This is a genomic window from Bradyrhizobium sp. LTSPM299 (assembly GCF_000938235.1).
Taxonomy (GTDB): domain Bacteria; phylum Pseudomonadota; class Alphaproteobacteria; order Rhizobiales; family Xanthobacteraceae; genus Bradyrhizobium.
Map to the genome: position 1 here is coordinate 76,320 of NZ_JYMU01000093.1, position 19,640 is coordinate 95,959.

Genomic DNA, 19,640 nt, shown 5'->3' on the forward strand with positions numbered 1-19,640 from the left:
CGCCAATGGTGGGGCTATTTGAGCGTCCGACGCATGGCTTATGCCCGGTTTTTGCACAAACCGGCGAGACAAAGCCTCTCGGCGTATCGGTCATTTGATGTTACCTATTTAACATGAACCAGCACGCCAAGATCGACATCCGCCATTCCACCTGTCCGCACGATTGCCCTTCGGCATGTGCGCTTGACGTTGAGGTCATCGAAGGACGCTCGATTGGCCGCGTCAGAGGCTCCAAGCAGCAGACCTATACGGCCGGCGTGGTCTGCGCCAAGGTGGCGCGCTATGCCGAGCGGATTCACCACGCCGAGCGGCTGATGTATCCGATGCGCCGGACCGGGCCGAAGGGCTCCGGCCAGTTTGCGCGGATGTCCTGGGACGAGGCACTGGACGAAATCGCGGCGCGTTTCGACGCCGCGGAACACGAGTTCGGCGCCGAGTCCGTCTGGCCTTACTACTACGCCGGCACAATGGGGCTGGTGATGCGCGACGGCCTCAACCGTCTGTCGCATGTGAAGAAGTACTCGCGCTTCTACGGCACGATCTGCTCGACCATCGCCCGCATCGGCTTCACGGCCGGGACCGGCAAGATCGCCGGCGTCGACCCTCGCGAGATGGCTGTCTCCGACCTCGTCGTGATCTGGGGCACCAATCCGGTGAACACCCAGGTCAACGTGATGACGCATGCGTCCCGCGCCCGCAAGGAGCGCGGCGCGAAGATCGCGGCGGTCGACGTTTACAACAACGACACGATGAAGCAGGCGGACATCAAGATCCTGCTGCGGCCGGGCACTGACGGCGCCTTCGCCTGCGCCGTGATGCATGTGCTGTTCCGCGAGGGCTTTGCCGATCGCGATTATCTCGCGCGTTATACCGATTGTCCGGGTGAGCTGGAAGCACATCTGAAGACCCGCACGCCGGAATGGGCGTCGGCGATCTCGGGCGTGCCGGTGGAGGAGATCGAGGCGTTTGCACGCCTGGTCGGGCAGACCAAGCGCTCGTTCTTCCGTCTCGGCTACGGTTTTACGCGCAGCCGCAATGGCGCAGCCCAGATGCATGCTGCGCTCTGCATTCCCGCGGTTACTGGCGCCTGGCAGCATGAGGGTGGCGGCGCGTTCTTCAACAATGCCGGTATCTGGCGCTTCGACGAATCTATTATCGAGGGCCACGACGCGATCGACCGCAACACACGGGTGCTCGATCAGTCGAAGATCGGCCGCATCCTGACCGGCGACGCCGAGGCGCTGAAGGGCGGTGGCCCGGTCAAGGCGATGCTGATCCAGAACACCAATCCGATGACGGTGGCACCGGAGCAGGCGCTGGTGCGTCAGGGGTTTGCCCGCGAGGATTTGTTCGTCGCGGTGCATGAGCAGTTCATGACCGAAACGGCGCAGATGGCCGATATCGTGCTGCCGGCGACGATGTTCATGGAGCACGACGACCTCTATTATGGTGGCGGCCACCAGCACATTTCGGTCGGTCCGAAGCTGATCGATCCGCCCGGCGAGTGCCGCTCCAATCATGAGGTGATGCAGGGACTCGGCCGCCGCCTGAACGCGGTCCATCCCGGCTTCGACATGACGGCGCGTGAGCTGATCGACGCGACGCTGAAGAAAAGCGGTCATGGCGATATCGACACGCTCGAGGCCGAGCTGTGGCGCGACCTGCAGCCTGACTTCCGCGCGTCGCACTATCTCGACGGCTTTGCCCATTCCGACAAGAAGTTCCACTTCAAGGTCGAATGGGGCAAGCTGCCGGTCGGGAGCGGCGGCCTGATGGGCGAGTGGGACAAGATGCCCTCGCTGCCGGACCACTGGACGATCATCGAGGAAGCCGACGCGCAGCACCCGTTCCGCCTCGCCACCTCGCCTTCTCGCAGCTTCCTCAACACCAGCTTCAACGAAACGCCGTCGTCACAGGCCCGCGAGGGAGTGCCGACTGTGATGATCCACCCTGAGGATGCCGCCACCCTTTTGATCGCCGATGGTGAGGCAGTGACGCTCGGAAATACGCGCGGCGAGACCACGCTGACCGCGAAACTGTTCGACGGCGTTCGCCGCGGCGTCCTGATCGCCGAGTCGATCCACCCGAACAAATCGCATATCGGTGGCCGCGGCATCAACATGCTGACCGGGGCCGAGGCGGTCGCGCCGGTCGGCGGCGCTGCGTTCCACGACAACAAGGTCTGGATTAGGAAGGCGTCGGCCGCCACGTAAATCCTGCTTGCAGTCGGCGCCGATCCTGCCGCAAATGTGGGCTGAAAACAGCGCACAGGCAAGAAAACAGGCGGGAAAACATGACCGACAACAGCGTCATTCTCGAAAAGCGCGGGCAGGCGTTCTGGATCACCATCAACCGGCCGGAGAAGCGCAACGCGCTCAACGCCGACGTGATCGCTGGTATCGTCAAGGGCTATCGCGACGCCCATGACGACAAGGACGTGCGCGTCATCGTGCTGACCGGCGCAGGCGACAAGGCATTCTGTGCCGGCGCCGACCTGCAAAACAGCGGCGCGGCGTTCTCGATGGATTATTCCCGCCCCAACGTCGACTACGCCGATTTGCTGCGGCTGTCGCAGAATTCGACCAAGCCCGCCATCGCGCGGGTCGGCGGCGTCTGCATGGCCGGTGGCATGGGACTGTTGTGCATGACCGACATGGCGGTCTCAGCCGATCATGTGATTTTCGGCCTGCCCGAGGTGAAGGTCGGCGTGTTTCCGATGCAGGTAATGAGCCTGCTGCAATCGATCGCGCCGCCGCGCCTTGTCAACGAATGGGCGCTGACCGGCGAGCCCTTCGACGCCAGCACCGCACAGGCCGCTGGTCTGCTGAATTACGTCGTCCCAGTGGCCGAGCTCGATGCCAAAATCGATTGGCTGATCGGCCGTATCGTCGACAAATCGCCGACCGCGATACGCCGCGGCAAATACGCCATGCGCGCGATCGCGGCGATGTCGTTTGACGAAAGCATCGCCTACACCGAAAGCCAGATTGCGCTGCTCGCGATGACCGAGGACGCCAAGGAAGGCCTCAAGGCGTTCGGCGAGAAGCGCAAGCCGTCATGGACCGGGCGTTAGGCGGAGCCCGATCGCAAGCATTCCTTGACTCGAAATGACGCCGTTGTGTGGATTCTGAGAAATCGGACGCGTCAATTGCGTCGAATAATCGGGGAATGAGAAACGAGCGAACCTTCCAACGAAATGTCCTTTCTGGCTCGCTCTTCCCGGCGTTTCTTGGTGGCCGCAATCAGCTGTTTCCGTGTCCTTTTGGCATAGATTGGCAGCTGTTGTGTCGAGCGATGACGCCCCGCGAAACGCAACTCGGCGTCTGTGAGATCGCTATCAGCGCCTTCCGTGAACCCACCATGGCGAAATGACGTAAATGAGAGTTCGGTTCGAAGCCCGGCTGCGATGATTATCCTTTTGACGACGCGCCGGAGGTAGCGCAGATCCTTGCGTTCGGTGAACCATGGAATCAGGGCGGGCGATTTGCGACGCGCGTGATCTCGGCGAAAGGCCAGTCCCGAGGCGAGCGAGTCCTTGATGGCGTCGAGCTCGGCCATCAACTCGGGGAACAGGGCTGCACCGGTTTCATCAAACAGTGGCCACCAAGCTTCTTCACCATTCTTTGGATGCATAATCCTCACGCTATCTGGTCTCTCCTTTGGCCGATAGTGCGCGATTTCGAAGACGCCGAACACGTGTTCCTCGCGTTGCAGCCACTCCCAGGTCAGTAACGCGGCCGTTCCAACAGAGCAGTATCCGAGTTTCTTCGCAGTCTGCCTGAACAACACAAGCTCCTCCCAACTCGCGGTGGGTGTCTCTCGCGCAGGCTGGCCAGGTGCGCGAGATTTTAGACCCATCCGCGAGAACGGGTTGATCACCGGTACGTTCGATTCTTGAGCGCGCTGACCGACAAACCAGGCGCGCCTGCAAGCGGTCATGGCCGCATTTGCAAAGCGTCGACGCTCGCGCTTCACGATGTTGCCGTCTGCGTCCTTTTGTTCTGCGACGAGCAGCTTCGCATAGACCGCGTCGACAAATGCCTTGGTGAAATCAGTAATCTGCTTTGAGCCAGCGCGGCTGCCGTCCTTGAGCTCGTGGTTTGCGAAGAGTGTCAACCCCTGGCCATACAAACGCTGTGTCTTGTGATCGATTTCGCGCCATTTCTGGTGCGCTCGGAAGATGCCGACGAGCCAATCGAAAGTGCCGGGCACAGGCGAAGTTGGAACCATGTCCGTTAGTCCTCCAGAACGCCAGCTGTCGAAGGCGGGCAACAGGATATTCTTGGTCCGCTCGACGGCAGCCGCGAAGTTCTCCCCCAGCGCCTCGGCTCTAACAGGGCAGCTCTGTTTGCGAGCCCAAGTCGGCGGTTCAAAGAAGTATGCCCATCGACCACATTTCAGCTGCTTTGGCCGAAAATAGCGGGGAAGCTTCAATGCGGGGTCGAGTGTTTTCATACGAGAGAGGCCAAGTTCTCGCCTTCCGATCCGTCCAGATTCGTGGCTCCGCACGGTGCGGTGAAGCGATCAATGACAACCTTCGACCAGACGGGCTGTCGAGTGCGACCCGTCCCGTGATAGCCGGTTGGCGGTGGAGCCTCCCCGCGGACCACGGCGCGTGCGAGTTCGCTTGCGTCGCGATAATCCAGGTAGGCGGCGGCCATGTCGGCCCGCATGAGTGCGGGCCACGCGCCGATAGGCGAACGGGCGGGAAGGGCGGTGCGGGATCCCATGAGTGCAGGCTCACGCATCAATGGGTCACGCGAACCTGACGGAACAGCGTCCGTCCTCGTGCGAGGCGTCGGAAAACTCCGACCCAGATAGCTCAACTCGCGCACGATGTTTCTTGTGCATGCTTCTACCCTTTCCGAACGCTCGAATTCGAGCACGAGAAAGCTGCAGAAAGAAAGAGACACCAATAGCTGGTGCGGGAAGCGGCGGTCCGGGAGTACAAATAAGTGGTAGGTAGCGGTTGAGAGGATTTTGCAGTGCCACGGCGTGGAATCGCGGTGGCAGCAGTCGACACATAGGTCGAGCTACCATCGCTCCAGATGATCGCAAGCGTGGGACAGATTATCGGGCAATGGGGCCATCTCAACCGCGAGTATCATACCGGCCGTTCCGATGTTCGCCCGCTTGGCCAGAGGCATGTGACTCTTGCGCTCTATCAACGCTCATTCCGCCAAGACTGTGGCTGATCCCGCGCCGAGACCACAATAGCGCTTTCCTTTATCGGAATGGCGACGTCGCCCGATCGGAGCTGATGCCATCGATAGGAGCCTCTCCGAGTGACCGATTAAATTAGGAGACGGGCCCAGAGTGCTGATGGCCGGTGGTGGGCTGAAAGCGGACAAGGATGGCGCCTCAATCGAATCGACCATAGTGGACGTCGCCCTCACGGGCCGGGCTATTGGCTGCGCTGAAGCCCGGGCTTCGCCGGGTCTTCACCCTTCGGGCTTCCATCCCTGACGCGGTGGGTGTGGTGCAGCGGGTGGCCGCCAGTCGCACTGAGCAAGCGGGGGAGGCAAACAGAGAGGTAGGAGTGCGGCTTCAGGAGGCCGTGACGGGTTGGAGATTGCGAGAGAGGCTCGCAGCGCCCGTCGCGGAGACCCGCGATGTCCAAATACCAGTCCCGGACGCGCACCGGCCAAGACCGGTTGAGCCTGTATGACGAAATTACCGACAAGATCATCGCCGAGCTGGAGGCTGGCCATGTACCCTGGGTTCAACCATGGGAGAATGCGGCCGCAAAGGCACTCCTGGCTATGCCGAGAAACGCCGCGACGGATCGTCAGTACAGTGGCGTGAACATCCTGATACTCTGGAGCATGGCCCGCGAGCGCGGATTCTCAAGTCAGCGCTGGCTTACCTACCGTCAGGCACTCGCGATCGGCGGTCACATCCGCAAAGGCGAGCGCGGCACGACCATCGTTCATGCTGACCATTTCGTACCGCGTGACGAAAAGCTGCGTGCTTACGAGGCCGGCGAGGAGCCGCAAGCTGTTCCATTCTTGAAGCGCTTCACCGTCTTCAACATCGACCAATGCGGTTCACTTCCCACAGAAATAGCGACCGCTGCGCCACCGCTGCGACCCGACACGGTTGAACCGACGGTTGAGGCTTTGATCAAGGCGACCGGCATCGATTTTCGCATCGGCGGCAATTGGGCGTTCTATTCACCGTCTGACGACTATGTCCAGGTGCCGCCGCCTGCGGCCTATTTCGAGCCAATCAACTGGCATCGGACCGCGCTCCACGAGCTTGGCCATGCGAGCGGTCATCCTTCGCGCCTCGATCGCGACCTTGGCGGCTCCTGTGGCACCAAGAGATATGCGTTCGAAGAATTGATTGCTGAACTCTGCGCTGCGTTTTGTTGTACGTCGCTCGGCATCGCGCCCACCGTGCGCCATGCCGACTATATCGGTTCGTGGCTCGATGTCCTGCGAGAAGATAATCGCGCAATTCTGCGAGCCGCATCGCAGGCCAGCAAAGCCGCCGACTATTTGCTCGGCTTTCTTCCTGAGCCGTCTCTAACTCTGCCGGCCCACTCTGTCGGGACGGAGGAGGAGACGTGATCGACGTTTGCGGATGTGCTCGAGAGAGAGGGGGCGGCGCACGGCGCTGCGACGGATTGGAGGCTGGGAGAGGTTCTTCGGCTCGCCCATCGTGGAGAACTCAAATGATAATGGCTGTCCAAACGAGAGCGCTGTCACCCCCATGTAACGGTCCGCTTGCTCGGGCCGACAAAGGGGAGGAGGCCTAATGGCGGGTAACGCTTCCGAATTGGCGCGTCGCCTCGCGCGTGAGGCCGAGGCGGTGTGTCGACACTATCTTTCCAGCGGCCGCCGGCAGGGGTGCTATTGGGTCGTCGGTGACTGCAGAAATGCGCCGGGCCGCTCGCTGTTTGTCCGGCTGAAGCAATCGCCCCAGAGCCCCGCGGGCAAGTGGACAGATGCCGCAACTGCAGAGCATGGTGATCTTCTCGACATTATCAGGGCTAGCTGCGGGCTGGTTAATTTCCGCGATGTCGTGAGAGAGGCGCAGCGATTCCTGAACCTGCCGCGAACCGATCCTCGATCACAACCGATTCTGGATGGGTCCGCAACGCGAGGCAGATCTGTTGAGGCGGCACGCCGGCTCTTTGCCATGTCGCGGCCAATCGATCGGACTGTCGCTCAAATCTATCTGCGGCACAGGAGTATTGAATCCGGTCATCATGGAGGCACTCTGCGTTTTCATGCACGCTGCTACTACCGACCTAACGAAGACTCTCCGCCATTGGTCTGGCCGGCAATGGTCGCCCGCGTGACCGATCTCAACGGTCAGTTCACTGGCGTACACCGGACTTGGCTCCATCCCTTGGGGCACAGCAAGGCGCCGGTCGAAACACCGCGTCGTGCAATGGGCAATCTCCTCGGTAACGCAGTGCGTTTCGGGTCAGTTGACGACGTACTGGTGGCTGGTGAGGGCATCGAGACCATGCTGTCGCTTCGCTGCGTGCTGCGGAACATGCCGATAGTAGCAGCTCTTTCGGCAAGCCACCTTGCCGCCCTGCTGCTCCCATTGTCGCTGCGCAAGCTTTACATCGCGCGCGATGCAGACGCGGCTGGAATGGCGGCAGCGCTCAGCCTGACGAACCGCGCAGAGGCGGCAGGCATCGAGGTATTCATTCTGTCGCCCAAGTTCGACGATTTCAACGCTGACCTCTGCAAGCTGGGCACTGAATTGTTCCGAGCTGCGTTATGTGAGCAACTCGCTCCTCAGGACGTCGTCCGCTTCCTGTCATGAGCCGCGATCGATTCGGGATGGCGGCGATCCAACGATCGCGGATCGTCGTGACCGGTGGATACGAGGTCACCCTTGCGGGAACGGAGCCACACCACGGCCTTCTAGAGGGCGATCGAACGGCAGGTGGATCGGCCCGACAATGGCTGCGCCCGGCTATTTTCCGCCGGCCCTGCGGGCCTTTGCATCGCGAAACAAAATAGCCGGCTTTCGCCATCCTCCGCTCCGCTTCGGCCCGTCGGCTTACGCCTCTGGGTTCTGGTCCGCTCCGCCTGCCGTCTTTGATCGCCACGAAGACCGCGATTGGCGCGGCCGATCCGGCAAAGGGAGCCTCACGATGATGACCGAGCATGACGATACCGAGTTCGAACCGCAGCACGCCTCCTCACCAACTGATCACGTGCTCAACGAACTTCAGCTGTATGGGCATCGCCCCTTCGATGACGAGCCCGATCCCAGGCCGCTTCCCGAAGGCAAAGCAATTGCCGGCGCCATTGCCGACATATTCGACGCCATGGTCGCGACCTTAAGCGACACCCGGCTCGAACCCGACCTGGAGAATCTGCTCTGGTCGATCGTCAATCTGTTCCACCGCGCGACAGGCCGCGTCGAGCGCGAGCTAGATGGTAACGAGTTGGCGCAGCAGAAGAGCCAGCGAGAACAGAATGGATCGGAGGTACGCTCGGTTGAACTCGAGCGGCTCACGGCCGAAGGCGTCACACTCATAGAGCGCCGCAATGCCATGGAGCTCTTCCGCGATCTGGCCACTGACCAATTCGAACTTCACATCGGTTCGCCCTGGCGTCCCCGTGCCGGGTCGTTGGTCAATCATCGCACGCTCACGTCAGCGATGATCGATAGCCGCGACTACCTCGCCGCCAAGCGTCGGACGGAAACCGAGACGATGCTGCCGTCCGGACCCAAGATCGCGCTTACCGGCGGCCTCGATTTTAACGATCACCTCCTGATCTGGAACCGGCTCGACAAGGTTTACGCCAAACACCCAGACATGGTCCTGCTGCATGGTGGCTCGCCCAAGGGCGCCGAGCTGATCGCCGCCAAATGGGCCTCCAAGCGCAATGTGGCACAGATCGCATTCAAGCCGGACTGGACCAAGCATGCCAAGGCGGCACCGTTCAAACGTAACGACGCCATGCTCGCGGTGCTGCCGATCGGCGTCATGCACTTTCCTGGCACCGGGATCCAAGACAATCTTGCCGACAAGGCTCGGAAGTTCGGGATTCCCGTCTGGAAGTTCGGCGGCGCGTGAGCGCCGCGTCACGTGCATCTCTTCATCGAGAGCCGACGCCATGAATAGTGAACGTCTCGCCGGGGGCACTCGGCCCAGGGCCCGCCGTCATCTACGATGTCGGCGTCGCTATCACTGCCTCTGTCCCGGGTGCCCTTTTAACCGGTCTCGACGTCCGCGGGTTCACTTCGCTGCGCTCCGTCTGACACGCTATCTCAGTTAAAGGCGATGCGCTTCGCGCCCGCCTTGCCTTCACTCGGCAGGAGGAGATCCCTTACGTTCTGACGGGCAATTTCAAGGCTGGATCGGATTTTTTACTCGGGCGAGGGGTCTGGATACGAACGAGCTCAGTGCAAATCCGGAACAGCTAGACACGGTCGCCACTCTCAAGACCAAGGCCGGCAGACCGATCGGCGAGCCCAAGCAACGTGGAACGCCGGCGGCGCGCCGGGTCCTTATCGACCGACTGCATAAGGCTGGCGCGCATCGGCGCCATAGCGAGCAACACCACGACTGGGGTTCAGATGACTATCCTCGCTGAGCCCCGGGGGACCGATCGGGGCTTTGCCGGGCGAACCATTGTCGGCTCTCTCTCTGCCAACGCGCCGCAGGGATGCACCTGCCTGTCGAGCGAAATTGCTCGCAATAGAGGCGTTGATCAGGCCGCGTGATAGACCACGCTGGTAATGTGGTCGACCTCGAACGCTTGGTTCCTGACGCCTCGCTCGCACGACTAACGCGGCGGACGGGCATCTCATCGCGATTGTTCGAGGTATCGAACCCGCCCATTCCTTCGCGTCTGTTTCCGTCTCTACGCCCGAACGCAGCGACATCTTGTGCAGCACAACCGAGATTCGCCATGACTTCTCCTGAGGATGTGTTCGACGACGGACCACCTGGCCTCTTGATGGCTTGATCTGGCCAAAGAGCGGCTGCGCCTCGATCGCCTGAACGCAACGCCGCGGGTCGACTTTCTTCCCCTGGGCTAACGCCCATTCCTCGCGAGGCAAGAAAGTCTCCCCGCTGGCGTCCTCCGCTGCGCTCCAGCCCGCGGGCGGGTGCGTCGTCGATCGTCTTTGGCCTGTAGATCGCCATCGAGGCCGCGATGGTCGCGGCTCGAAACCAGAAGGAGAAGTGACATGGCTAACATCGGTTCTTTCAAGAAAGTCGGCAGCGAATTTCAGGGCGAGATCGTCACCCTGAGCCTCCAGACCAGGGGCGTCCGGATCGTACCTGAGGCCAACCGATCCAACGACAACGCCCCGAGCCATCGCGTCTTCGTCGGCCGAGCCGAGATCGGAGCCGCCTGGTCGAAGCGCTCCGAGGAGGGCCGCGATTACCTGTCGCTCAAACTCGACGATCCCTCGTTCAACGCGCCGATCTACGCGAACCTGTTCGACGACGAGGAAGGCTACACCCTCATCTGGTCGCGGGCGCGCTAGAACGGCAACTGAGGTTTGCCCGCCAAAAACAGCCCCGCCCGGTCCGCCGGGCGGGGCTTCTCGCATCAGCAGTCAAGGGATCGGCGGCGATGGGATGCTCGCTCACGCTTCGGCTCGCAATTGACAGAGGCGCGATCAAAGGGCTTGGTAGCTCACAATTCCCAAGGCGGTCGGAAGAGCGGAGAAACTATCCCTTCTCCTTGCGATTCGGTCGAGTCGGTTTCCGACCCTTAGGTAATGCCTTGGGCGTTGTCGCTCCTTTAGCCGGCTGAAGGAAGAATTCCGATAGCTGGACACCTAACGTTTCGGCCAGTCGTTCGAGCAGATCAATCGTTGGATTTTCCGTTTGCCGCTCAAGGCCGCTCATGTACGAGCGATCGATCACGGCATCATATGCCAATTGCTCTTGCGGAACGCCGCGATCAACTCGGATACGGCGAATATTCCAGGCCACAAGCGCACGAGCTTTCATGCGCAAAAGCAGCCATTCTGTCGACCATCAAACCACTGGCTATAACCAATCTATTTAGATAGATTAGTCCGCGAGATGGAGCTTTGCTTCAACGAGCACTGTATAGTTACATGAATAAACTGCCTCTTGATTCCGATGTTTCCGACGTAGCGCCGAACGCGCCGACGTTGACCAGCTACGATCAGGAGCATTTGGTGACCTATCTGCGGCTGCTTGATGCCGGTGCCGAGGGCGCCGACTGGCACGAGGTCGCGCGTATCGTGCTTCATATTGATCCAGATCTTGAGCCCGCCCGCGCACGCAATGTGTTCGATAGCCATCTGGCTCGCGCCAAATGGATGACCGAACACGGTTACCGGCATCTCCTGCGCGGCACCGGCAGCTCCAAGTAGAATCAACGGTTCGCCGGATCACATTCTGGAAATGAGATTTTGGGCGGGCGATCCCTCTGGCGCATCACGTCATGCGCAAAGAGAGACTTCTCGACAACTCCCGATCAGCGAATCATCAAGGGAATCGGGCGAACAAGGTTGCCCTAACGAGGTTTCGAACAATGGCCACGCGAGATAGTACCTACGGTTTCGAGGTGGACGAACGCACTGCCGCTCTTGATCTTGTCGGTCTACGCAGGAAATCTGCGGGCTCGACTTCCAATACATTCGAAAGTCGCACGATTATTTCCAACCCTACATAAGTTGCGCCTTTTTCGAGCTTGCTAATATAGGTACGGTTCACATCGGCTTCGTACGCAAGTGTCTCTTGCGACAGGCCTTTAGCCCGGCGGGCGCGGATCAAATTTGTCGCGAAGACCTGACGCCAATCCATGCGCCAAGGAAATACGGCTGTCGCTTATTGACCCACCGCTTTAAATCGACAAAATGGCCTGCGTTCCAAGATTGACCACGGTCTAAGGTCTTTCGCCCTCCTAGATACAGATGCAAGATGCCCAACTTGCCGCTCGATCCAGACGTTTCTAATAGCGCGCCAAGCGATTTGGTACTGACCAGCTACGACCAAGAGCATCTGGTGACCTACCTACGGCTGCTTGATGCCGAGGCTGAGGGCGCCGACTGGCGCGAGGTCGCGCGCATCGTGCTTCACATTGATCCGGATCGCGAGCCCGTCCGTGCACGTGATGCATTCGATAGTCATCTCGCCCGTGCCAAATGGATGACAGAACACGGTTACCGGCACCTCCTGCGTGGCACCGGCGGCTCGGAGTAGAATCAAAGGTCACATTTTGGGGAATGAAACTCTAGTGGGCGATCCCTCTGGCGCATCGCGTGATGCATAAAAAGGGACTTCCCAACAACTCTCGCTCAACGAATCATCGCATTGCAATTGTGTTGATGAGTGAGGAAGCAATGCCTGATTTCAATTGGCGGTCGCCAGATACGTACGCTCGTGCCCAAAATGCCGAGACCGCGGATATGGCCTGGGAATGTCTCCGCCGGAATCCCGACTATCAGTACGATCACAACCAAATTGCCGAGCGCGGCCTGGACGTAACCACTGAATTCCGGAGGAAATGGGGCCTCTGCTTTCGCGGCTGACCCGCAAGGGTCCTTTCACGAGCAAACAGTCTTTTGGGCGCCGGAAGCCCTGCCGACAGTGGTGTCGATTAGGCGCTCTGCGTCGTCTGCGGATGCCGCCGTCAGTTTGCCGTGGGCTGACCTGACGGCCGGCAATATGCGTCGGTCGTCGGATGGCTGGCACGCGGTTCTGCGCTTTCGCGGAACCGAGCATCGGCTATGGCTGAAAGACCCGCCGACCATAGGTGCCGGCTACATTGTCGAGCTACCGTTCGACGATGACTTTGAAGTCCGTGCATATGCGAGCCGACGGCTATGGCGGGCGATCAACGGTCATGCGCCCGGCCCCGCATTCCATGATCTGTCTGTGCAACGACGCGAGCGCTTTGCTTTGGCGCTTCGTGCGCTCGACGGGCGCTCGAGCGGGAACACCTACAGAGCGATCGCCGACGGATTGTTCGGCGCCAGGCGTATCTCAGAACGCGATTGGAAGAACCATGATCTGCGCAACCGCACCATTCGTCTCGTTCAGAGCGGCTTGGCGTTGATGCGCGGCGGCTATCGCGAGTTGCTGCGCTTCCGGCGCAGACGGAAGTAGCGCGAAGATGTCGCGGGGTATCGCAAACGTGCCCCCCGATCATCGGCATCCCCCTTCGCTGTGCCTCTCCTCTATCGTCATCATCACCGCGCCGCCGCTCTCCTTGATCCGCGCGATGATCACGAAGGTTTTCAGATGCTCGATCCAATGACAGGCTTGCCGCTGCGCTTTCTGCTCACGCCTGAAGCTGCGCGATTCCTAGGTCTCTCCGGCCGCACGCTCGAAAAGCACCGCACCTTCGGCACCGGTCCGACGTACCGGAAGATCGGTGGCCGGGTCATATACGCGCTGGATGACCTGCGAGCCTGGGCCGATCGGGGTGTCAAAACCTCGACGTCTGATCCGGGAAAAGGGACCGTGTTGCCCGCAAAACCGCATGCGGCGACGCTGCATCCTTATGCCGGCAAAGAACGCCGTTGATCGTCACGGAACAGGTTGTTGCGATGCGGAGTGAACGTCAATCGGAACGTGACCAACTCGATCTGTTCTGGGCAGTGCCCGGCGATCGTCATGCGAACTCCAGCAGCCTCTCGCCGAACTACTTTGCTTACGACCGGCGCGAAATCGTCCGCTGGCAGGCGCTACCCGGATGTCAGTTGGTCATCGCACATGACCGGCATGGTGCAGAGCAACTGCACTTCGTGCCAGTTCCCGTCGATATTTCTGCCGACCGTTTGCGCAAATATGGCTCCGCTCTTCAGTCGGAAAGCAGACCGTGAATCCGTTGGATAACGTGCGCTGCTGCGGAGTTGCGTGTCCCGCCAGGTCGTTGTCTGGCCAGCGCCGCCACCGACAGGCAGTCGGGGCGGGATATGCCAATGACAAGACGGTTCTGTGTCCTAAGTGCGACCCCACCAACGTGCGTCGGAGTCGGTCCTTCCACCATCTCTCTTTACGAAATTTGGAGCACGACGTGATTGACCTCACGACGGTCGAGCTCTTGTGGCTCGGAAAGCGTATTGAGAATCGAATTCGGTTCGGCCGCGCGGTTGCGGAACAAATCATTGATCGCCATCGGCGCATCCTGTCATTCGCGCCCGGCACCGTCTTTGGGTTCGTACGCTGGGCATCCCCTGATTTCGGTGTAGTCATCTCGCGCATCGACATCCTGCGGGCAGTGACGCCCGGACAGCGTTATTCGACGGTGCCATGGGTCAAACCCGGTGGCGAGATTTTGTTACGGTTGATCGGTTGGCCGAAAGTCGAGCGCGTGTTGGAATTGATCGATGTAGTGGAGGCGCTGAACATCCATCCGGCCGACGTCGCGCCGGACTATTGGCATCACGTCCACAACCGCCTGTCCGTGAATGAGACGCCACGGCCGTACACCCGTGCGCGTCATGAAGCCTGGCTGCGTCGGCGAAGGATTGCGCCATGACAGGACGGTCGGGGACAATTGCTATGATGTTCGGCGCTGTTACCCTCGTGATGTCGACAATGGGAGAGTCAACGCCAGCCTACATTTGGAATGCCTCGAAGAGCGTTCCGATCGGTCTCTACCGGTTGCAGCCGACCGGTCGGCTTGCGGTGGGCCAACTCGTTGCCGTCCGACCGCCGGAACCGCTTGCGACCTTTCTCGATTTGAACGGCTATCTGCCGATCGGCGTTCCCATGCTCAAACGTGTGTTGGCGCTTCCTGGACAAACGGTCTGCAGGAGAGGGGTGATGATCTCCGTCGATGCGATCGAGGTGGGAGCAGCGTTGCCGCGCGACAGCCGCGGCCGTCCTTTGCCTGTTTGGCAAGGGTGCCGCGTCATTGACGCGGACGGTTTGTTTCTCATGAACTGGCAATCGGAAGGCTCACTGGATGGCCGCTACTTTGGGTTTCTCCCTCGCTCGTCCGTCATCGGCCTGGCACTGCCTGTATGGATCAGAGAGGAATGATCGTGATCCCAATGCTGGAAGAATCCGTTGTTTCTCCGTTTGATCTCACGGAGCGCAATTGCTCGGCTCCGACTAACCCCCCGCCGCTCTTCGCGCGCAGGAACCGTTCTGGGCCGCCCCGAGGCCTGCTCAGCTGTGCTTTGCGTTCGTCGGCGGTAAACACGATGGCAGGCTTCCTGTTTCTTCGGATCACGGTGTCTCTATCGGGAGTCCTTCTGACGATCATGGCGCCATCTGAGGCATTGGCTGGTATTGAATCGATTGCATCTGGGCGGCTTCCCTCAGGGACGTCTCGTATCGAATCCTTGGCAGTCTTTGTCGCAGAGGCATCCCGTCGATTTGTGATCCCGGCGCAATGGATCCGCGCTGTCATGCAAGTTGAGAGCGGAGGGGACGAGCGAGCCACATCGCCTAGAGGTGCTCTTGGGCTGATGCAGATCATGCCGCGAACCTGGGTTGAGCTAAGCGTTCGATACGGGTTGGGCATTGACCCCGTTGATCCGCACGACAACATCATGGCGGGTGCCGCGTACCTCCGCGAGATGTATGACCGCTTTGGATCTCCCGGGTTCCTCGCCGCCTACAACGCGGGTCCGGAGCGTTATGAACAGCACCTGGCTACGGGGCGACCGCTTCCGGCGGAAACGCAGGCCTACTTGGCTGCGCTCTCGCCCGTCATCGATTCCGAACCTCGCGATGGTGGTTCTTTCGTCGCCGGTCGCGTGGTTCCTTGGCGGCAAGCTCCACTCTTCAGCGGGCAATCCGAAAGCGCGCCGGCTGATCGTCAGTTGACACCTGCTTCGCGTTCTAAATTATCGGCGGATGTGTTATCCGGAGCAAGTTCATCTCCGCTGGCGCCGCATGCCGAAGGGTTGTTCGTGCGACGGTCAAGTGAAATGCGATCCGGTGATTGAAATCGCATTTCGCTGCAGCCTATGGCCAGCTTCGGTAGGCTCGAACGTGATCTGAAGGTCGCGAGGAGAAGTCGAGTAAGCGTCCGAGCTCTGCACCCCGCTCAGCTCTTGACAGGATTTCCGGCTTTCCACGCCCACGGCAGTAATTCGTTGAGACGGTTGACCGGGTGTCCATCGAACATGCGCGAGAGCACGTTGTGCAGGTAAGCATAGGGCTCGACGCCGTTAAGTTTGCAGGTTTCGATCAAGGAACAGAGCAAAGCCCATCGATGACCGCCGCCGTCGCTGCCCGCGAAGAGATGATTCTTGCGACCGAGTGCAACAGGTCTAATCGCCCGTTCGACCGGATTGGTGTCGAGTTCGATGCGACCATCATGTAGGAAGCGCGTCAGACCCTCCCAGCGCGAGAGCGCGTAGCGGATGGCTTCGGCAAGCGTGCTGCGCCCGGGGACGAGGGGAAGCTGTGCTTCGAACCAGAGCCGCATGGCATCGACAACGGGCTTCGATCGGCTGCGGCGTGCCGCGAGCCGGTGCGCAGGCGTTTGGCCGCGGACCTCGGCTTCGACGGCATAGAGTTCGGCGATCCGGCGCAGCGCCTCAGCCGCGATCGGCGCGCTAGTGGCCTGCGCCACCTCGTAGAAGCGTCGTCGTGCATGGCTCCAGCATGCAGCAAGCACGACCTCGCCGTTGTTCGCCAAGGACTCGAAGCCGGCGTAGCCATCGACATGGAGTACGCCCTTGAAGTTCACCAGATGGGAGGCTGGTCGCTCCGCCCTGCGGTCTGGCGCGAACAGATAAACCGCGGCTGGCGGTTCTGGTCCGCCCCACGGTCGCTGCTCGCGGGCATAAACCCAGAGACGTCCGGTCTTCGTACGGCCGCGACCGGGATCAAGCACCGGCACCGGCGTGTCGTCGGCAAACAGATGATCCGAGGCGAACACGTTTTTGGCCAAGCGCTCATGCAATGCCTCGAGCCACCAGCAGGCGCCCCCGACCCATCCAGCGAGCGTCGAACGCGGGAGATCGACGCCATGGCGGGCGAAGATTTGCGATTGCCGATAAAGCGGCGTGTGATCGCAATATTTGCTGACCAACACCTGGGCCAGCAGCGCCGGCGTCGCCAAGCCGCCGGCGATCACCCGCTCCGGAGCTGGCGCTTGCACAACGGTCTCGCAACTCCGGCAGCCGTATTTGGGGCGAGTGGTGCGGATCACGCGCAGTTGCGCCGGAATCCAGTCCAGCATCTCGCTTACGCTCTCGCCGATGAGGTGCAACGTTCCGCCACAGCAGGCGCAGGTCATGTTGTCAGGATCGAGCCGCACATCCGCGCGCGGCAGATGGTTGGGCAGCGGCTTGCGATGAGAGGATCGTTCGGTTTGTTGCTTGTCGAGCCGCGGAACACTCTCGTGTTCGCGGGCGAGATCGCTGTCGAGGTCTTCAAGCCCGAGCGCCAACTGATCGGGATCAAGGCGCTCAGAACGACGACCGAACTGCGCGCGCTGCAACTGCTTGATGATGGATTTGAGACGCTCGATCTCGCCGTTGTTATGTTCGATCGTGGTGGCGATTTCGCGCACCAAACGATGCAGAAGTGCTGTATCTGTCGGGAGATTGTTGAGATCGAGCTGCATGTTCGATTCTACTCGAACACGCTGATTCGAAGAAGCAACTTAGCCTTTTTTGATGCAGGTTTTTGCGATTCAGCCTGCGAGGAGCGGACGCCAGAAGCGCTCCGGCGTGCGCCAATCGATCCCTTCGAGCAGCATGGCAAGCTGCGCCGGCGACAGCGTCACTGTGTCGCCAGGCTCGGCCAATCGCGGCCAGAAGAAGTTTCCGCGGTCGATGCGCTTGGTGAACAGACACAGCCCCGTTCCATCCCAAAACAGGATCTTCAGAAGCGAAGCATTCTTGCCGCGGAAGACGAACAGATGACCCGTGAACGGATCCTTCTTAAGATGTTCCTGGATCAGCGTAGCGAGGCCATCGAGTCCTTTGCGCATATCGGTGTGGCCCAGCGCCAGATGCACCTTCACGCCTGCCGGAACAACGATCATGGTGATGTCTCCCCTTTGGCGAGCTTCCGCTTCACGGCAGCCGGATTGCTGCCGGCCGGCGCAAACACGCGCCTTCCATCGTCGAGTTCGATCGCCATCATGCCGTCAGGCGGCTGCACGAGATCGCGCAAGGCGGCAAGCGCGGGCAAGTCACTCGTCGCGCCATCGGCGAGCGCCACCGTCGCCAGTCGCGGCGCCTTCCGGGCAGGTAGACCGAACTGCAACCGCCAGCGGAAGAGCAGGCTGGTGGCGATGCCATGGGGGCGGCAAACCTCCGCCACGGCGACACCAGGTTTCTCGGTTTCCTGCACCATCTCCCGCTTCTGCTCGTCGCTGAAGCGGCGCCGGTTCGACCGGCCGTCCGCTTCCTGCGGTGTCAAGCGATACTTGCAGCGCGCGCAATTAGCAGCGCTGCTTAATTGAGCCCGGGCGCTCGGATGAAGCAGGGACCGCCAGTCCATTTCGTTGCCGGATTGTTCTAGGCGATCGCGCCAGATGCGCAGCGAATGCGGCGATAGACCGAGCGCTGCCGCATACTCCGCATGACCCATGCCGCTGAAGTTCATCGCCTCCACATGCATGCCCCAGAATGCCTGAAGAGAGATCGGACCGCTGTCCGTGCGCACGCTGTAGCGATTGCGCGGGGGCCTCTTGGGCCTTTTCGGCTGCGCGTTCCTTCGCTGCCGATACCGCTCTTTCTGGCGCAATTTCTGCAGATCTTCCACACGCTTGCGCAGATCTTCCGCGCTCAGCAAATGGCGGGCCCACCGCATCAAACTCGACGTCGAGAGATCGTGTTTCCGGCAGTAGCGCTCCGCTTCCAGCGCGCTTCGATACCAGGCCGTAACGTGGTTCGACCAGAACGGATTGTCGGCCTTTGCCCATGAACGACGAGGCGCCATCGCAGATTCTCAGGTGCAACAGGAGAACCAGAGAACTCGAAATGGAACGAGAACAAAATACCCGAAAGAGGTGCAGGATTCGGACGGTTACAGGCACTTGAAGTTGAGGGCAAGATAAAGCGAGTTGCCTCGCTGCGGACCGTTGGTCCTAAGATGTTGTCTGCACATTGTTTTAGATTAGTTTTGGACGTGCCGATCGAGATAAGCGAGCGGCGCTTTTCCCAATTGTCGTTGTCTTTCAATGCTCCGAGAGCCGTCGCTCGCGACGTGCTGGGCATATGAGATTGTCGCGTCTTCGCGGGAGTACGCGTTCCTACTCTGCATTACGCGGATTACATCTCTGCCCTTGTGCTGTGCCTTTCGTCTTCCAATTGTCGTCTCATGGCACACGACGAAGACGACTTTCGCATCCGTCCCGGCAAGGTGCGTGATCGCAGCGGGCGGACAACCGCGCGCCGGATCGGCGGTGCGCGTGGACGCCCGATCAGCTTCATCGGTGAGGTCCATCAGGCGATCCGGCGAGCAGGCGGCAATCCGAGCCGACTTGGCGACACCGGGAAGGGCGGCGGCCGGTTCAATGCGCGGGGCAGGGGCGCTGCAGCGGCGCTGACGTTGAAGGATCGGAGTGCGTGGAGCCGGGACGGAAGCGGCGGACGCACCCGCTCACGGCGGGTGGCCGTGAAGGCGCGTGTGGTCAAGCTGAACCCGCAGCGCGGCGCCGTCCGCGGGCGGCAGTTTGCCGGCGCCAAGGCGGTGGATGCGCATCTGCGCTATCTCGAACGGGACGGCGTGACCAGGGATGGCGAGAAGG

Annotated in this window: 21 protein-coding genes and 1 pseudogene; 16 read left to right on the plus strand and 6 right to left on the minus strand. The window is 60.8% G+C overall.

Features of this window, described 5'->3' with window-relative positions; translation table 11 throughout:
* The first annotated feature begins 113 nt into the window (after positions 1 to 113).
* Positions 114 to 2,213 carry a molybdopterin oxidoreductase family protein gene (locus UP10_RS39775; RefSeq protein WP_044592606.1) on the plus strand — a complete coding sequence of 700 codons (2,100 nt, stop codon included), beginning with the start codon at positions 114 to 116 and terminating at the stop codon, positions 2,211 to 2,213.
* An 80-nt stretch (positions 2,214 to 2,293) separates the two neighbouring features.
* Complete coding sequence (locus UP10_RS39780; RefSeq protein WP_044592607.1) at positions 2,294 to 3,073, plus strand: enoyl-CoA hydratase/isomerase family protein; 780 nt, start codon at positions 2,294 to 2,296, stop codon at positions 3,071 to 3,073.
* 71 nt (positions 3,074 to 3,144) lie between these two features.
* Here the strand turns inward: UP10_RS39780 and UP10_RS42445 are convergent, their stop codons facing one another.
* Positions 3,145 to 4,455 (minus strand): site-specific integrase, encoded by a 1,311-nt coding sequence (locus UP10_RS42445; protein ID WP_050044046.1) that lies wholly within the window; start codon positions 4,453 to 4,455, stop codon positions 3,145 to 3,147.
* A gap of 1,157 nt (positions 4,456 to 5,612) precedes the next feature.
* On the opposite strand from UP10_RS42445, the gene UP10_RS39795 reads away from it, so the two are divergent.
* The 4 genes from UP10_RS39795 to UP10_RS39810 all read left to right on the plus strand — a co-directional run bounded on the left by UP10_RS39795 (position 5,613) and on the right by UP10_RS39810 (position 10,473).
* Complete coding sequence (locus UP10_RS39795; RefSeq protein ID WP_044592609.1) at positions 5,613 to 6,572, plus strand: ArdC family protein; 960 nt, start codon at positions 5,613 to 5,615, stop codon at positions 6,570 to 6,572.
* A gap of 187 nt (positions 6,573 to 6,759) precedes the next feature.
* Complete coding sequence (locus tag UP10_RS39800; RefSeq protein WP_044592610.1) at positions 6,760 to 7,785, plus strand: DUF7146 domain-containing protein; 1,026 nt, start codon at positions 6,760 to 6,762, stop codon at positions 7,783 to 7,785.
* A 337-nt stretch (positions 7,786 to 8,122) separates the two neighbouring features.
* On the plus strand, positions 8,123 to 9,052 hold the full coding sequence (locus UP10_RS39805; RefSeq protein ID WP_197087019.1) for a DUF2493 domain-containing protein: 930 nt from the start codon (positions 8,123 to 8,125) through the stop codon (positions 9,050 to 9,052).
* A gap of 1,118 nt (positions 9,053 to 10,170) precedes the next feature.
* Positions 10,171 to 10,473, plus strand: a complete 303-nt coding sequence (locus UP10_RS39810) for a DUF736 domain-containing protein (RefSeq protein ID WP_044592611.1) — start codon at positions 10,171 to 10,173, stop codon at positions 10,471 to 10,473.
* 187 nt (positions 10,474 to 10,660) lie between these two features.
* On the opposite strand, the gene UP10_RS43705 is transcribed toward UP10_RS39810, so the two are convergent.
* Positions 10,661 to 10,945, minus strand: a complete 285-nt coding sequence (locus UP10_RS43705; protein ID WP_082077527.1) for a helix-turn-helix domain-containing protein — start codon at positions 10,943 to 10,945, stop codon at positions 10,661 to 10,663.
* Positions 10,946 to 11,055: 110 nt separating this feature from the next.
* Between UP10_RS43705 and UP10_RS39815 the strand changes: the two genes are divergently transcribed.
* Positions 11,056 to 11,337, plus strand: a complete 282-nt coding sequence (locus tag UP10_RS39815; protein ID WP_044592612.1) for a DNA -binding domain-containing protein — start codon at positions 11,056 to 11,058, stop codon at positions 11,335 to 11,337.
* A gap of 181 nt (positions 11,338 to 11,518) precedes the next feature.
* Here UP10_RS39815 and UP10_RS43710 read toward each other — a convergent pair whose 3' ends face one another.
* The gene (locus UP10_RS43710; protein ID WP_082077528.1) at positions 11,519 to 11,770 is read right to left on the minus strand and encodes a helix-turn-helix domain-containing protein; all 252 of its coding nucleotides are present in this window, start codon (positions 11,768 to 11,770) and stop codon (positions 11,519 to 11,521) included.
* 117 nt (positions 11,771 to 11,887) lie between these two features.
* Here UP10_RS43710 and UP10_RS39820 point away from each other — a divergent pair, with 117 nt between their 5' ends.
* From UP10_RS39820 to UP10_RS43715, 8 genes are all read left to right on the plus strand, one after another.
* Complete coding sequence (locus UP10_RS39820) at positions 11,888 to 12,169, plus strand: DNA -binding domain-containing protein (RefSeq protein WP_044592613.1); 282 nt, start codon at positions 11,888 to 11,890, stop codon at positions 12,167 to 12,169.
* Between the two features lie 206 nt (positions 12,170 to 12,375).
* Complete coding sequence (locus UP10_RS46225; RefSeq protein ID WP_502692433.1) at positions 12,376 to 12,498, plus strand: transcriptional regulator domain-containing protein; 123 nt, start codon at positions 12,376 to 12,378, stop codon at positions 12,496 to 12,498.
* Between the two features lie 106 nt (positions 12,499 to 12,604).
* Complete coding sequence (locus UP10_RS39830; RefSeq protein WP_349644006.1) at positions 12,605 to 13,075, plus strand: DUF2285 domain-containing protein; 471 nt, start codon at positions 12,605 to 12,607, stop codon at positions 13,073 to 13,075.
* A gap of 135 nt (positions 13,076 to 13,210) precedes the next feature.
* Entirely contained in the window at positions 13,211 to 13,495 is a 285-nt protein-coding gene (locus UP10_RS39835) for a helix-turn-helix transcriptional regulator (protein WP_044592630.1), read from the plus strand.
* The gene (locus UP10_RS44960; protein ID WP_156180721.1) at positions 13,492 to 13,794 is read left to right on the plus strand and encodes a hypothetical protein; all 303 of its coding nucleotides are present in this window, start codon (positions 13,492 to 13,494) and stop codon (positions 13,792 to 13,794) included. Before UP10_RS39835 ends, UP10_RS44960 begins: the two co-directional genes overlap by 4 nt.
* Before the next feature lie 194 nt (positions 13,795 to 13,988).
* On the plus strand, positions 13,989 to 14,453 hold the full coding sequence (locus UP10_RS39840) for a DUF2840 domain-containing protein (RefSeq protein WP_044592631.1): 465 nt from the start codon (positions 13,989 to 13,991) through the stop codon (positions 14,451 to 14,453).
* A complete protein-coding gene (locus tag UP10_RS39845) occupies positions 14,450 to 14,959 on the plus strand; it encodes a S26 family signal peptidase (protein ID WP_044592615.1) in 510 nt (169 codons plus the stop codon). Before UP10_RS39840 ends, UP10_RS39845 begins: the two co-directional genes overlap by 4 nt.
* Positions 14,956 to 15,873 carry a lytic transglycosylase domain-containing protein gene (locus UP10_RS43715; RefSeq protein WP_245322188.1) on the plus strand — a complete coding sequence of 306 codons (918 nt, stop codon included), beginning with the start codon at positions 14,956 to 14,958 and terminating at the stop codon, positions 15,871 to 15,873. The genes UP10_RS39845 and UP10_RS43715 overlap by 4 nt, the downstream gene beginning before the upstream one ends.
* Before the next feature lie 101 nt (positions 15,874 to 15,974).
* Here UP10_RS43715 and tnpC read toward each other — a convergent pair whose 3' ends face one another.
* The 3 genes from tnpC to tnpA form a co-directional block, all read right to left on the minus strand.
* Positions 15,975 to 17,504, minus strand: coding sequence for an IS66 family transposase (gene tnpC, locus UP10_RS39850; RefSeq protein WP_044592616.1), 1,530 nt, complete (start codon positions 17,502 to 17,504; stop codon positions 15,975 to 15,977).
* Between the two features lie 69 nt (positions 17,505 to 17,573).
* On the minus strand, positions 17,574 to 17,927 hold the full coding sequence (tnpB, locus tag UP10_RS39855) for an IS66 family insertion sequence element accessory protein TnpB (protein WP_044592617.1): 354 nt from the start codon (positions 17,925 to 17,927) through the stop codon (positions 17,574 to 17,576).
* Positions 17,924 to 18,829: an IS66 family insertion sequence element accessory protein TnpA gene (gene tnpA / locus UP10_RS46230; RefSeq protein WP_044592618.1), complete on the minus strand. Its 906-nt coding sequence runs from the start codon at positions 18,827 to 18,829 to the stop codon at positions 17,924 to 17,926. Before tnpA ends, tnpB begins: the two co-directional genes overlap by 4 nt.
* Positions 18,830 to 19,210: 381 nt before the next feature.
* On the opposite strand from tnpA, the pseudogene UP10_RS39865 reads away from it, so the two are divergent.
* Positions 19,211 to 19,640, plus strand: a pseudogene (locus tag UP10_RS39865) (DUF3363 domain-containing protein); the annotation flags it as partial.

Excerpts from the sequence above, each read along its gene's own strand:
- UP10_RS39775 (WP_044592606.1), top strand. The coding sequence starts at position 114 with ATGAACCAGCACGCCAAGATCGACATCCGCCATTCCACCTGTCCGCAC.
- UP10_RS39780 (WP_044592607.1), top strand. The coding sequence starts at position 2,294 with ATGACCGACAACAGCGTCATTCTCGAAAAGCGCGGGCAGGCGTTCTGG.
- UP10_RS42445 (WP_050044046.1), bottom strand. The coding sequence starts at position 4,455 with ATGAAAACACTCGACCCCGCATTGAAGCTTCCCCGCTATTTTCGGCCA.
- UP10_RS39795 (WP_044592609.1), top strand. The coding sequence starts at position 5,613 with ATGTCCAAATACCAGTCCCGGACGCGCACCGGCCAAGACCGGTTGAGC.
- UP10_RS39800 (WP_044592610.1), top strand. The coding sequence starts at position 6,760 with ATGGCGGGTAACGCTTCCGAATTGGCGCGTCGCCTCGCGCGTGAGGCC.
- UP10_RS39805 (WP_197087019.1), top strand. The coding sequence starts at position 8,123 with ATGACCGAGCATGACGATACCGAGTTCGAACCGCAGCACGCCTCCTCA.
- UP10_RS39810 (WP_044592611.1), top strand. The coding sequence starts at position 10,171 with ATGGCTAACATCGGTTCTTTCAAGAAAGTCGGCAGCGAATTTCAGGGC.
- UP10_RS43705 (WP_082077527.1), bottom strand. The coding sequence starts at position 10,945 with ATGAAAGCTCGTGCGCTTGTGGCCTGGAATATTCGCCGTATCCGAGTT.
- UP10_RS39815 (WP_044592612.1), top strand. The coding sequence starts at position 11,056 with ATGAATAAACTGCCTCTTGATTCCGATGTTTCCGACGTAGCGCCGAAC.
- UP10_RS43710 (WP_082077528.1), bottom strand. The coding sequence starts at position 11,770 with ATGGATTGGCGTCAGGTCTTCGCGACAAATTTGATCCGCGCCCGCCGG.
- UP10_RS39820 (WP_044592613.1), top strand. The coding sequence starts at position 11,888 with ATGCCCAACTTGCCGCTCGATCCAGACGTTTCTAATAGCGCGCCAAGC.
- UP10_RS46225 (WP_502692433.1), top strand. The coding sequence starts at position 12,376 with ATGGCCTGGGAATGTCTCCGCCGGAATCCCGACTATCAGTACGATCAC.
- UP10_RS39835 (WP_044592630.1), top strand. The coding sequence starts at position 13,211 with ATGCTCGATCCAATGACAGGCTTGCCGCTGCGCTTTCTGCTCACGCCT.
- UP10_RS39845 (WP_044592615.1), top strand. The coding sequence starts at position 14,450 with ATGACAGGACGGTCGGGGACAATTGCTATGATGTTCGGCGCTGTTACC.
- UP10_RS43715 (WP_245322188.1), top strand. The coding sequence starts at position 14,956 with ATGATCGTGATCCCAATGCTGGAAGAATCCGTTGTTTCTCCGTTTGAT.
- tnpC (WP_044592616.1), bottom strand. The coding sequence starts at position 17,504 with ATGCAGCTCGATCTCAACAATCTCCCGACAGATACAGCACTTCTGCAT.
- tnpB (WP_044592617.1), bottom strand. The coding sequence starts at position 17,927 with ATGATCGTTGTTCCGGCAGGCGTGAAGGTGCATCTGGCGCTGGGCCAC.
- tnpA (WP_044592618.1), bottom strand. The coding sequence starts at position 18,829 with ATGGCGCCTCGTCGTTCATGGGCAAAGGCCGACAATCCGTTCTGGTCG.